The organism is Ruegeria sp. BC2, from assembly GCF_056539245.1.
This window is the reverse complement of the sequence record NZ_JBQFUQ010000001.1, coordinates 347,899-361,160: the sequence shown is the minus strand read 5'-3', so window position 1 is coordinate 361,160 and position 13,262 is coordinate 347,899. Positions and strand designations below refer to the sequence as shown.

Genomic DNA, 13,262 nt, shown 5'->3' with positions numbered 1-13,262 from the left:
GGACGACGTGACCCTGGCCGATCTGAACACGCTTCTGACCGCGCGCCAGTCCTGCCGCGCCTTCCGGTCCGATCCGGTGCCGCGGGGTGACATCGAACAGATTCTGACCAGCGCCGCCCAAGTGCCCAGCTGGTGCAACGCGCAGCCCTGGCAGGTGGTCGTGACCAGCGGCGCGGAAACGGATGCGTTCCGCAGCGCCTTGCGGGCCGAAGCCGAGACCGGCCAGGCGCAGCCCGACCTGCCCTTTCCGACCGGCTATTCCGGCGTCTATCAGGACCGGCGCCGCGCCTGCGGATGGGCCCTGTACGAGGCCGTGGGCGTGGAAAAGGGCGACCGCGCTGGATCGGCCCGGCAGATGATGGAAAACTTCAACCTGTTCGGCGCCCCGCATTGCGCCATCCTGTCCAGCCCGGCGGAACTCGGCCCCTATGGCGCGATGGATTGCGGCGGGTTTGTCACGGCCTTCACACTGGCGGCACAGGCCTTGGGCATCGCCACGATCCCACAGGCGGCGGTGGCCGCCTATGGGCCGTTCCTGCACCGCTATTTCAACATCCCCGATGACCGGCTGATCCTGTGCGCGATTTCCTTCGGCTATCCGAATGTCGATCATCCGGCTAACCAATTCCGGACCGAGCGCGCCACGCTGGACGAGTTCGTCACCTGGCGTGGGGCTTGGACCGAGTAAGCGAACTTTGAGAAAAACATCGACATGCGCGCATTGATACAAAGGGTGTCCGAGGCATCGGTCTCGGTCGAGGGGGAAGTCATCGGCCAGTGCGGGCCGGGGCTACTGGTGCTGGTCTGCGCCATGCAGGGCGACGACGACTCGCACGCCGAGCAACTGGCGGCCAAGATTGCCAAGCTGCGGATCTTCAAGGATGACGCGGGCAAGATAAACCGGTCGGTGTTGGATATCGGCGGCTCGGCCCTTGTGGTCAGCCAGTTCACCTTGGCCGCCGACACGTCGCGCGGGAACCGGCCCGGATTTGCGGCGGCGGCCGATCCGGCAACCGGTGAACGCCTGTACGAACACTTTGCCCGCGCGCTGGCCGCGCTTGGGGTTCCGACCGAAACCGGGTCTTTCGGAGCGGATATGGCGGTGTCCCTAGTCAATGACGGCCCGGTTACGATCTGGATGGACATGTGATGACGATGCAGGATCAGGCGATCACGATCTGGAAGGCGGGCGTTGCCGCCGTTGACGGCTATGGCGCGATCAAGGCGGCACTGCCTAATGTTCCGCGCCCCGATTTGATTCTGGCGGTGGGCAAGGCCGCGGCGGCGATGATGAATGCGGCGCAGGATCATTTCGGCAGAACACCGGGCCTTGTGGTCACGAAAGACGGCCATGGCGAAGGGCTGCCGTCACATCTGCAGGTCATCGAAGCCTCTCACCCCGTGCCCGATGCCCGCAGCCTGAAGGGCGGCCAGGCTATGCGCGCGGCGGTTCAGGCCATGGAGCCTGGCACGCATCTGTTGCTGCTGGTCTCGGGCGGTGCGTCTTCGCTGGCCGAGGATCTTGTGCCAGGGGCCACCCTCGAAGATCTGGCGCGGCTGAACGCGCAGCTGCTGTCCGAGGGGCTGGACATCACCGCCATGAACGCCCGCCGGCGCGAGATGTCGCGGATCAAGGGCGGCGGTCTGCTGACCGGTTTCGGCGGAGCGCGCGCGACGGTCCTGGCCATTTCGGACGTGCCGGGGGACGACATCGGCGTCATCGGATCGGGCATCGGCGCCTTGCCCAACGCCCCGCAATTCGAAGCGAGTGTCGAAATCATTGCCTCGAACGCCCATGCGCGCTGCGCCGCAGCCGACGCGGCACGTGCCGCCGGTCTGGACGTTTTGGTTGAGGAAGAGGCCCTGCACGACGACTATCTGTCCGTCGCCGCAGATATCGGCGCGCGGCTGCGTCAGATGCCGCCGGGCGCGATGATCTTTGGCGGAGAGCCGACGGTCGTCCTGCCCGAAAACCCGGGCCGAGGCGGGCGCAACCAGGCGCTGGCACTGGCGTTGGCGCGCGAGATTCAAGGATGCGAGGGGCTGTGTGTCGTGGTCGGTGGAACCGACGGCACCGACGGGCCGACTGATGCGGCCGGCGGTGTCGTGACCGGCGCGACATGGGCCGATGGGGCGGACCCAGCCTTGCGCGAGGCCGATGCGGGGACGTTCCTTGAGCGAGCCGGCGCTCTGCTGGTGACCGGCCCCACGGGAACCAATGTCATGGATCTGCTTGTCGCAACGAAGGAATGAATTGACGCTTTTCCTCGCACACCATCCGCCGAACCGCCTGAGACTGGGCACATGACTCAGGCGAAGAACTCACTGGCCGAGATCGAAGAGGTTCCGGATCAGGGCATCATTCTGTCGGACGGCTGCCGCCTGTCGGCGCGGATCTGGAGGCCTGTCGATGCGGCGCAGCGCCCGGTGCCCGCCATTTTGGAATACCTGCCTTATCGCAAGCGCGACGGCACGACGGCGCGCGATGCCATGACCCATCCCTGGTTTGCCAAACGGGGTTACGCCTGCATCCGCGTCGACATGCGCGGCAACGGCGACAGCCAGGGACTGATGGAGGATGAATACACCCAGCAGGAACTGGACGACGCCGTCGAGGTGATCGAATGGCTGGCCCAACAGCCATGGTGCAGCGGCGCAGTCGGGATGATGGGCATCAGCTGGGGCGGCTTCAACGCGCTGCAGGTGGCGGCGCTGCAGCCCGCACCCTTGAAGGCCATCATCACCTTGTGTTCGACCGCCGACCGTTATGCCGATGACATCCACTACAAGGGCGGCTGCCTGTTGAACGAGAACCTGGGCTGGGGGGCCACCATGTGGTCGTATTCGTCCCGCCCGCCCGACCCGGCGCTGCGTGACGACTGGCGCGAGATGTGGTTGCAGCGGTTGAAGGCAGAACCGTTCCTGCCCTCGGTCTGGCTGCGGCACCAGACCCGCGATGCCTATTGGCGACATGGGTCTGTCTGCGAAGACCCCGGAGCGATCCGCGCCGCGACGCTGGCGGTGGGCGGCTGGGGTGATGCCTACAAGAACACGGTGCCCTGGCTGGTCGAGAACCTGAGTGCGCCGGTCAAGGGCATCGTCGGTCCCTGGGTGCACAAGTACCCGCATTTTGCCGTGCCCGAACCACGCATCGGCTTCCTGCAAGAGGCGCTGCGTTGGTGGGACCGCTGGCTGAAGGGCAAAAAGACCGGAGTTGAACAGGACTCGGCCTATCGCGCCTATCTGATGGATGGCGTGCGCCCGGAGCGCTGGTATGCCGAACGCCCGGGCCATTGGATCACCGAGGATGCCAGCGCCACGTCCCACCTGCCGACGGTCACCCTTCCGCTTTCCGAAGCCGGGCTGGGTAAGGACGGCCCCTTGGATACCAAAATCCGCTCGCCGCATCATTGCGGCATGGATGGCGGCGAATATTGCGCCATCTGGCTGGGTCCGGACATGCCGGGCGACCAGCGAGCAGATGACGCTCTGTCCGCCTGTTTCGACACGACCCCTCTGACCGCAGATCTGGACATTGTCGGTGCCCCGCGCCTGCGCTTGAAGCTGAGTGTCGACAAACCACAAGCCCAAATTGCCGTTCGGCTGAACCACATCCACCCCGACGGAGCTGCGACTCGGATCACCTATGGTGTACTGAATCTGACCCATACGGAGGGGCATTCGTCTCCCAAAACGTTGATACCCGGACAGGTCTGTGACATCGAGGTCGTGCTGGACCACATCGCCTACCGGGTTCCAAAGGGCCACCGCCTGCGCGTTGCCGTCTCAAGCGCCTATTGGCCGCTGATCTGGCCTTCGCCGGAAACAGCGGAGCTGCACCTGACAGGCGGCACGATCACGATCCCCCAGCGCGACTGGTCGGATCGGGATGAATGGCAATTTGCCCCGCCCGATGCGGACTCTCCGTGGCAAGTGACCCAATTGCGAGAGGCGACCCATGCGCGGCGCGTTGAAACAGACATGACGACCGGCGCCATCGATCTGGTCATCGAAGATGATTTCGGCCTGGTCGAAGACGCGGATCATGGTCTGGTCAGCGGCGGAACCGCTTTTGAACGGTGGTCCATCCATCCGGACGATCCGCTGAGCGCGCGCGGTCGTTGCGAATGGGTACAAGAGACCCGGCGCGACAGCATCCAACTGCGAACCGAGGCAAATTGCGAGATGTGGTCGGACCGATCCAACTTTCATCTGCGCGCGACGCTTGATGCCTTTGAAAACGATGTGAAGATTTTTTCCAAAACCGTGGAGGACACCATACCTCGTGATCAGATGTGATTTTGCTGGTGGCAAGTCCCTGAGATTTGACCTTGCCCGCCGCGACGAAATGCGCCAACGTTGACTCATGCGTCAATAAAAAGCCCGTAAAACGGGCACACAAAACACTCAACTGGGAGATATCCGAATGAACGAACAACTCACTCACATGGCCAGCCAGGTGACCGCCGGGAAACTGACCCGACGTGAATTCATGGGGAAGGCAGCCGCATTGGGTGTATCGGCTGCCATGGCCAGCACCGTCTTCGCCGACGCGGCCCGCGCCGCCGGCGCCAAGAAAGGTGGCGATCTGAAACTGGGCCTGCAGGGCGGTGAATCCACGAACTCGCTGGACCCGGCCACCTATGCCAGCTCGGTTCCGTTCCAGAACGGCAAGCAGTTCGGCGACCAACTGGTCGAAGTCGCCCCCGACGGCACGATCGAGCCGCGCCTTGCCGAAAGCGTTGAAGGCAGCGCCGATGCCAAGGTTTGGACGTTCAAACTGCGTCAGGGGGTCGAGTTCCACAACGGCAAGACCATGACCAGCGAGGACGTGCTGAAAACGATGCAGCGCCACTCGAACGAAGACTCGAAGTCGGGCGCGTTGGGCATCATGAAGGGCATCGAGTCGATGAAGGCCGATGGCGAATATTTTCAGGTCACCCTGAACGAGCCGAACGCCGATCTGCCTTACCTGATGGCCGATTATCACCTGATCATCCAGCCGGACGGCGGAATGGACAACCCGGGCGCCGGTATCGGCACCGGTCCGTACAAGCTGGAAGCGGACGAACCCGGTGTGCGCCACCTGTTCTCCAAATTCGAGAACCACTGGAACCCGGATTTCGGCAACTTTGACAGCGTCGAAGTGGTGGTCATCAACGATGCCACGGCCCGGACGGCCGCGCTGCAGTCGGGTCAGGTCCACGCGATCAACCGGGTTGAGCCCAAGGTTGCCGACCTCTTGGGTCGTGCGCCCAACCTGACCGTACATTCGACGGCAGGACGCGGCCACTACGTGTTCATCATGCATTGTGACACGGCGCCGTTCGACAGCAACGAGCTGCGGACCGCTCTGAAATACGCGATCAACCGCGAAGAGCTGGTCGAGAAGGTACTGCGCGGCTATGGCTCGGTCGGGAACGACATGCCGATCAACGCAGCATACCCGCTGTTCGATGAGACGATCCCGCAGCGTGAGTTCAGCGTTGAAAAAGCCGCCGAACACTACAAGAAGTCCGGTCATGACGGGTCGCCCATCATTCTGCGCGTGGCCGACGGAGCCTTCCCTGGCGCCGTGGATGCCGCAGCCCTGTTCCAGCAGACCGCCCAGCAGGCCGGGATCCCGCTTGAGATCAAGCGCGAGCCGAATGATGGCTACTGGTCCGAAGTCTGGAACGTACAGCCGTTCTGCGCGTCCTACTGGGGTGGCCGTCCGGTGCAGGACCAGATGTACGCAACTGCCTATCTGTCCACCGCCGACTGGAACGACACCCGGTTCAAGGTCAAAGAGTTCGACGACCTGCTGTTTGCCGCGCGTGCCGAGCTGGATCCGGCAAAGCGCAAGGCCATCTACAGCCAGATGGGCATGATGGTCCGTGACCAGGGCGGCCTGATCTGCCCGATGTTCAACGACTTTGTCGAGGGCATCAGCAACCAGCTGGATGGCTGGGAGACTGATCCGACCCAAGAGATGATGAACGGCAACATGTCCCGCAAGATGTGGTTCGTCTAACTCGGATCGACAGGTATGCATCCTATCATCAAACTGGTTTCCCAGCGCCTGGCGCTGGGATTCCTCTTGCTGTTTGGCGCTTCGGCCCTGATTTTCGGGTTGACCGAGGCCCTACCCGGAGACGCCGCGCAAGCCGTCCTGGGGCAGTCCGCCACCCCTGAATCCCTTGCCAACCTCCGTGAGGAGATGGGGCTGAACCGTCCCGCCTTGACCCGGTATTTCGAATGGCTTGGCGGAATTGTCCAAGGTGACATGGGCACGTCCCTGACCAACAAGCTGGACATCGCCGAGTCGGTCAGCAACCGATTGGGCAATACGTTGTTTCTTGCCTTCTGGGCGGCCATCGTCTCGGTCCCCCTTGCAATTTTTCTTGGCCTCGTCGCGGTACGCTACCGCAACCGCTGGCCCGACAAGCTGATCTCAGCCGTTACCCTGACGACAATCTCGATCCCGGAGTTTCTGATCGGCTATGTCCTCGTCTATTTCATCGCGGTCAAGCTGGGCATGTTCTCGCCGCTGGCGATGATCAATGACAGCATGTCCTTCTGGCAAAAGCTGAACTCGATCGCGCTGCCCGTCATCGTGCTGACCATGGTGGTTCTCGCGCATATGATGCGCATGACTCGCGCCGCGATTTTGAACGTGATGCAGTCGGCCTATGTCGAAACGGCCGAACTGAAGGGCCTGAGCAACTTCAAGGTCATCTGGCGCCATGCCTTCCCGAACGCCATCGCCCCCATCGTGAACGTGGTGATGCTGAACCTGGCCTATCTGGTCGTGGGTGTCGTCGTGGTCGAGGTGGTGTTCGTCTATCCCGGCATGGGACAGTACTTGGTGGACCATGTGACCAAACGCGACGTGCCGGTGGTTCTGGCCTGCGGCGTCATCTTCGCCGCCATCTATATCGGGCTGAACATGGTGGCCGACATCGTCGCAATCCTGGCCAACCCAAGGCTGAGGCACCCGAAATGAAGAACATCCCAATCTCTGCAATGATCGGGCTGGCCTTCACCGCCCTGTATTTCATCATCGCCGTCTTTGCACCCTTCCTGGCGCCCTACGGCATGGCCGAGGTGGTAGGCGACGTGTGGGAGCCCTCGAGTTCGGAATTCTGGCTGGGCACTGACAATATCGGCCGCGATCTTCTCAGCCGAATGATCTATGGCGGGCGCACCACGATCTTCATCGCCACCGCCGCCACCATCCTCAGCTTCGTCACCGGTTCGATCCTGGGCTTTCTGGCCGCCGTGCTGGGGGGCTGGGCCGATCAGGTGATGTCACGGACCGTGGACCTGATCATGTCGATCCCGTCGCTGATCACCGCGCTGGTGGTTCTGGCCATGGTTCCGGTCACCATCCCGGTTCTGATCGTGGTCATGGGCCTGCTGGACGCCACCCGCGTCTATCGTCTGGCCCGGGCCGTGGCCGTTGACATCGAAGTCATGGACTATGTCGAGGCCGCAAAGCTGCGCGGCGAGGGCCGCGGCTGGATCATCTTCCGCGAGATCCTGCCCAACGCGCTGTCACCGCTGGTGGCCGAATTGGGCCTGCGCTTCATCTTCATGGTGCTGTTCGTCTCGACCCTGTCGTTCCTGGGCCTGGGCGTTCAGCCTCCGCTGGCCGATTGGGGCGGCATCGTGAAAGAAAACAAGGACGGCATCGTCTATGGCATCGGCGCGGCACTGTACCCGGCGGTGGCCATCGCCACGCTGGCCATCTCGGTCAACCTGGTGGCCGACTGGATACTGAACCGCACCACATCGCTGAAAGGAGGCCGGGGATGAGCGATACCCTTCTCAAGGTCCGTGACCTCAAGATCGGCGCAACCGTCTACCCGCCGGGCGAAAAGCCCCGCGACATCGAAATCGTGCACGGGGTCAGCTTTGACCTCGAGCGCGGCAAGGTGCTGGGGCTGATCGGGGAATCCGGTGCGGGGAAGTCGACCATCGGATTGGCCTCGATGGCCTATGGCCGGGGCGGCGTGAAAATCACCGGCGGTGAGGTCTGGGTGAACGGACGCGACATCCTTAAGACGTCGCTCTCGGATATCCGCAAACTGCGCGGCGGCGAGGTGACCTATGTTTCGCAATCGGCGGCGGCGTCCTTCAATCCAGCCAAGAAGATCATGGATCAGGTGGTCGAAGCCGCGGTCGAGCAGAAGAAGTTCAGCCGCAAAGAGGCCGAGGCGCGGGCGCGCGAACTGTTCGCCAAGCTGGGCCTTCCCGACCCGGACAACATCGGCAACCGCTATCCGCACCAGGTCTCTGGTGGGCAGTTGCAGCGTTGCATGACGGCGCTGGCGTTGTGTCCCGAGCCGGATCTGGTGGTGTTCGACGAACCCACAACCGCGCTCGACGTGACCACGCAGATCGATGTTCTGATGGCGATCAAGGAAGCGATCCGCGACACGGGTGTGGCCGCGCTGTACATCACCCACGATCTGGCGGTCGTGGCGCAGGTCAGCGATGACATCATGGTGCTTCGCATGGGCGACACGGTCGAGTACGGCACCACCGACCAGATCATCAACAACCCGCAGGAAGAGTACACGCAGGCGCTGGTCTCGGTCCGCTCGATCGAGCACGAGGAAAAACAGCCTACGCCCGAACCCGTGTTGCAGGTCGATGGCATCACTGCCCGCTACAAGGGGCTGAACTTCGACGTGCTGCACAACGTCAATGTCGAGGTCCATCCCGGCCAGACTCTGGCGGTCGTGGGGGAATCGGGGTCGGGCAAGTCCACGCTGGCCCGGGTGATCACCGGCCTGCTGCCCCCGCGCGACGGCGAGATCACCTTTGCCGGGCGCAAGCTCAGCCCCGATCTGGCCGGACGCTCGCGCGAGGACCTGCGCGAGTTGCAGATGATCTACCAGATGGCCGATGTTGCAATGAACCCGCGCCAGACGGTGGGCACCATCATCGGCCGGCCGCTCGAGTTCTACTTCAACATGCGCGGCGCCGAGAAGCGCAAGCGCATCATCGAACTGTTGGACGAGATCGAACTGGGCGAAGGTTTCATCGATCGGTATCCGGCGGAACTTTCCGGCGGTCAAAAGCAGCGCGTGTGCATTGCCCGCGCGCTGGCGGCCAAGCCCAAGATGATCATCTGTGACGAGGTCACCTCGGCACTGGATCCTCTGGTGGCGGATGGCATTCTCAAGCTGTTGCTGGACCTGCAGAAGATCGAGGACGTGGCCTATCTGTTCATCACCCATGACCTGGCGACGGTGCGCGCGATCAGCGACAGCATCGCCGTGATGTATCAGGGGCGCGTGGTGCGCTATGGACCAAAATCGCAGGTGCTGAGCCCGCCGTTCGACGATTACACCGATCTGTTGCTCAGCTCGGTGCCGGAAATGCATCTGGGCTGGCTGGAAGAGGTCGTGGCCCACCGCAAGATGGAGAGCGCCGGCAACTGAGCCGCTGGCTGTGCAAGCCGACAAAACACTCTGAAATCCCGACACTTTGTTTCTATCGAAGTGTCGGGTTTTTCTCATTCAGGGCGCGAACGGGCAGCCTTGGCAGACCGAATCTCCTAGGGTGAGGCAAACAAGCCAACCAACACGAGGGCCATGCGATGGACCGCAAGCTTCTGCTCATCATTCTCGACGGGGTTCCCTGGCGCAATTTCCGCCGGCTATTCGGCAACCTCGAAGGCTGGGTCGACAGCGGCGAAGCGCGGGTTTGGAAGCTGCGTTCGGTGCTGCCTTCGATCTCGGCCAGCTGCTATGCCTCGATCCACACGGGCGTGACACCGCAGGAGCATGGCTGCACCGGAAACGGCAACGTGTTCCGGCTGGACCACAAGGACATCTTCAGCCAGGTGCGCGAGGCCGGCGGCGTGACCGGGGCGGTGACCCACAGCTTCTGGTCGCAGTTCTTCAACCGCCACCCTTTCGACTATGTGCGCGACATCGAATATGACGAGCCGGACAGCGCCACCATCAACCACGGCCGCTTCCACTCGATGACGGGCTATGGCAAGGCCAACCAGATGACGCCGTCCGATGTCGACCTGTTCGCGACCCTGACCAACCTGTGCCTGCGGTTCGGGCTGGATTACGGCATTCTCCATACCTGTACGCTCGACAGCATGGGCCACCGCTTCTACCACGACTGTGAAGAGATGGATCACGCCTGCTTCGTCATGGACGAGATGCTGGCCCCTTTCATCCCCCGCTGGCGGCAGTTGGGATACGAGGTGATCGTGACCGCCGATCACGGCCAGGACGAGCGCGGCCACCACGGCGGGCGCAGCGCGCTGCAGCAGGAAACGGCGCTGTACTACTTCGGCGGTGCCGAGGGTCCCGATGCGGAAACGGTCATTGACCAATTACAGTTGGCGCCCACGATCCTGACCCGCATGGGCGCACCGGTGGCCGAGACGATGAAGGCCAGGCCGTTCCTGCGCTGAGCGCGGTCAGTCGTAGTTCCACAACCCCTGCCCCAGCGCCTCGACCGCGATCGAGATCCGTTCGAAGCTGTCGGCGGCGCGGGTCACCGAATGGCGGGCGCGCAGGTAGCCATGCACGAGTCCGGCCTCGTTGATCCAATGCGCCTGCCCGCCGGCGGCGGTGATTTTGGCGCAGTACGCGGCTCCGTCATCACGCAGGGGATCGCAGTCGGCGGTCACCACCACCGTCGGCGGCAGCCCGGAAAAGTCGGTATCGTGCAGGGGGGCGAATGTGGGATCAAGTTCCGGGACGGCGCCGCCGCACCGGACTTTTTCATAGAACATAACCTCGTCGCGCGTCAGCATCGGGGCGTGGGCGTGTTCGACATACGATCCCTGGTTCGGATCGCCACCCAAACCGGGATAGATCAGAACCTGCCCCAGGATGTTCCCGATGCGCCCGCGCGCGTGATGGGCGACGGCTGCGGCCAGGTTTCCGCCAGCGCTGTCCCCGGCCAGAACCAGCGGATCGCCGAATTCGGATTGCACCCAATTCACCGCGGTCCAGCAATCCTGGAACTGCGCCGGATGAACATGTTCAGGACACAGCCGGTAGTCGACCGCCACCACCCGATAGCCGGTCTGGGCGCACAGCTCGGCGCAGACGTCATCGTGGCTGTCCAGCCCGCCGACGACGAAACCGCCGCCATGCATGTAGACGACGGTTCGGGTGGGATCTCCGCAGGAATAGACGCGCACCCCGACCCCATCGGCTGAGCTGTCCCGTGTTTCGACGCCCGGTGGACGCGGCTGCCGAAACGCGCGGCACATGTCGTCATAGACGCGGCGCTGGTCCTCGATGGACCGATCCACCGCGTCTTCGGGATAGCTTTCGGCGGTGCGCCGGATGAACGCCCAGGTCTCCTCGTCGATCAGACGTTCATAATCCATTGCCCCTCCGGATCAGTCGGCCCACTCCCACGGCCGGGTGAAGTTGCCCAGCACTTGGTTCACATCGTCTTCGGATGAGCCGTTCGCGTCAAGCTGCGCGACAAGGCCGCGCTTTTTGTCGTCGATGACAGACACGACCCGCGCCGCAACGCCGGCGGTTTCCAACGCCTGGTTGTAGACCCGCGTGATCGCCTGTTTGCGCAGTTCCGGCTTGAAGACTTTGCCCACGGCCGTCTTCGGCAGCTCGGGCAGGATGGTCATGTGCTTGGGATGCGCCGCGCGTTCGTGCACGTGCACCTTGCAGTATTCCAGCAGTTCTTCCTCGGTCACGCTGGCGCCTTCGACCAGTTCGACAAAGGCACAGGGAACCTCGCCCGCATGGGCGTCGGGCTGGCCGATGGCGCCGGCAAAGGCCACCGCGTCATGGCCCAGCAAGGCCTCTTCGATCTCGGCCGGGTCGATATTGTGGCCGCCGCGAATGATCAGATCCTTGGCCCGGCCCGTGATCCACAGATACCCGTCCGCATCGAACCGTCCCAGGTCGCCGGTGCGCAGGTACTTGTCGAAATAGTAGAGATCGACGTTTTTGTCCTCCTCGGTATAGGTGTTCCCGGCATAGACACCCGGGTTCGACACGCAGATTTCGCCCACTTCGTCCACCGCGCATTCCTTGGGCCCGTCGGGGCTGTCGCGCAGGATCTTGACGTCGGTGTACGGGAACGGAATCCCGATCGAGCCAATTTTCTTCTCGCCATCCACCGGGTTGCAGGACACCAGGCAGGTGGCCTCGGTCAGGCCATAACCTTCGACGATGGTCACACCGGTCGCTTTCTCGAACCGGCGGAACAGTTCGACCGGCAGCGGAGCCGAACCCGAGAAGGCCGTCTTGACGGTCGAGATGTCGGCATCCACCGGACGCTGCATCTTGGCCGAGATCGCCGTGGGCACGGTGATGATGAACGAAACTTTCCAACGTTCGATCAGCTTCCAGAAGTTGTCGAACACGCCGTCGCCGCGATAACCGGCGGGGGTCGGGAACACCACATGGGCGCCCGACGACACCGCCGCCATCACGATCACATGGCAGGCAAAGACGTGGAACATCGGCAGCGGGCACATGATCACGTCCTCTTCCGAGAACAGCAGCGTGTGGCCCAGCCACCCATTGTAGATCATGCCGGAATATTTGTGCTGCGCGACCTTGGGCATACCTGTGGTGCCGCCGGTATGGAAATAGCAGGCAACCCGGTCCTCTTTGCTGTCCTCGAAGGTCAGCGTGGTGGGTTGCTTCGCCAGTTCCTTGTTGAAATCCAGATAATCGGCGTGGGCCAGATGCTCTTTGTCGGCCATCTTGGGCCGGACCAAAGGCACGATCCACGATTTCGGCGGCGTCAGGTACCGGTTCAGGTCAATCTCCAACACGGTGTTGACACCCGGCGCGTGGCGCACGGCCTCGGCGACCTTCTGCGCGACGTCCGTTTTCGGGAATGGCTTCAGCGTGACCACGACCTTGGCCTTGGTCTCACGCAGGATCGACGCGATCTGCTCTGGCTCGAGCAGCGGGTTGATCGGGTTCACGATCCCGGCCACCGCGCCGCCCATCATGGTGACCAGCGTCTCGTTGCAGTTGGGCAGCACATAGGCCACTACGTCGTTTTCCTTGACCCCCAAAGAGCGGAACAGGTTGGCCGCCTGGTTCGTCTTGGTCAGCAGTTGCGACCATGTCAGGGTTTCGGCCTTGTCCTTGGGGCCGGACAGGATCTGGAAACTGATCGCGTTGCGATCCGGGAACTTGGTGGCCGTCCGCGAGAGCAGTTGATGGAACGTGACGGGGACATCGCGGTCCTCCCACGGCATTTCCTGCTCCATTCTCAGTTTGTCTTCCTTGCCCACAAAGGCCATGTGG

General features: G+C 62.9%; 11 protein-coding genes. 9 read left to right on the top strand and 2 right to left on the bottom strand.

The genetic code is table 11. The annotated features are described in order from the left end of the window. Nucleotides 1-7 precede the first annotated feature (7 nt). From ACR0CU_RS01745 to ACR0CU_RS01705, 9 genes are all read left to right on the top strand, one after another. Nucleotides 8-688, top strand: a complete 681-nt coding sequence (locus ACR0CU_RS01745; protein ID WP_170369547.1) for a nitroreductase — start codon at nt 8-10, stop codon at nt 686-688. Nucleotides 689-712: 24 nt separating this feature from the next. After that, on the top strand, nt 713-1,150 hold the full coding sequence (gene dtd, locus ACR0CU_RS01740; RefSeq protein ID WP_170436576.1) for a D-aminoacyl-tRNA deacylase: 438 nt from the start codon (nt 713-715) through the stop codon (nt 1,148-1,150). Then, a complete protein-coding gene (locus ACR0CU_RS01735) occupies nt 1,150-2,253 on the top strand; it encodes a glycerate kinase type-2 family protein (RefSeq protein WP_170444743.1) in 1,104 nt (367 codons plus the stop codon). Before dtd ends, ACR0CU_RS01735 begins: the two co-directional genes overlap by 1 nt. Before the next feature lie 51 nt (nt 2,254-2,304). After that, complete coding sequence (locus ACR0CU_RS01730) at nt 2,305-4,299, top strand: CocE/NonD family hydrolase (RefSeq protein WP_170444740.1); 1,995 nt, start codon at nt 2,305-2,307, stop codon at nt 4,297-4,299. A 127-nt stretch (nt 4,300-4,426) separates the two neighbouring features. Further along, complete coding sequence (locus ACR0CU_RS01725; protein ID WP_170340108.1) at nt 4,427-6,013, top strand: ABC transporter substrate-binding protein; 1,587 nt, start codon at nt 4,427-4,429, stop codon at nt 6,011-6,013. A 15-nt stretch (nt 6,014-6,028) separates the two neighbouring features. Continuing rightward, on the top strand, nt 6,029-6,985 hold the full coding sequence (locus ACR0CU_RS01720) for an ABC transporter permease (protein WP_170340107.1): 957 nt from the start codon (nt 6,029-6,031) through the stop codon (nt 6,983-6,985). Then, nucleotides 6,982-7,797 carry an ABC transporter permease gene (locus tag ACR0CU_RS01715; protein ID WP_170340710.1) on the top strand — a complete coding sequence of 272 codons (816 nt, stop codon included), beginning with the start codon at nt 6,982-6,984 and terminating at the stop codon, nt 7,795-7,797. The genes ACR0CU_RS01720 and ACR0CU_RS01715 overlap by 4 nt, the downstream gene beginning before the upstream one ends. Next, entirely contained in the window at nt 7,794-9,431 is a 1,638-nt protein-coding gene (locus ACR0CU_RS01710) for an ABC transporter ATP-binding protein (RefSeq protein ID WP_170444737.1), read from the top strand. The genes ACR0CU_RS01715 and ACR0CU_RS01710 overlap by 4 nt, the downstream gene beginning before the upstream one ends. A gap of 158 nt (nt 9,432-9,589) precedes the next feature. After that, a complete protein-coding gene (locus ACR0CU_RS01705) occupies nt 9,590-10,426 on the top strand; it encodes an alkaline phosphatase family protein (RefSeq protein ID WP_170444734.1) in 837 nt (278 codons plus the stop codon). A gap of 6 nt (nt 10,427-10,432) precedes the next feature. Here the strand turns inward: ACR0CU_RS01705 and ACR0CU_RS01700 are convergent, their stop codons facing one another. Together ACR0CU_RS01700 and ACR0CU_RS01695 are read right to left on the bottom strand one after the other, a co-directional pair. After that, complete coding sequence (locus ACR0CU_RS01700; RefSeq protein WP_170444731.1) at nt 10,433-11,356, bottom strand: alpha/beta hydrolase; 924 nt, start codon at nt 11,354-11,356, stop codon at nt 10,433-10,435. A 12-nt stretch (nt 11,357-11,368) separates the two neighbouring features. Continuing rightward, nucleotides 11,369-13,258: an acyl-CoA synthetase gene (locus ACR0CU_RS01695; RefSeq protein ID WP_170444728.1), complete on the bottom strand. Its 1,890-nt coding sequence runs from the start codon at nt 13,256-13,258 to the stop codon at nt 11,369-11,371. Between the last annotated feature and the right edge of the window lie 4 nt (nt 13,259-13,262).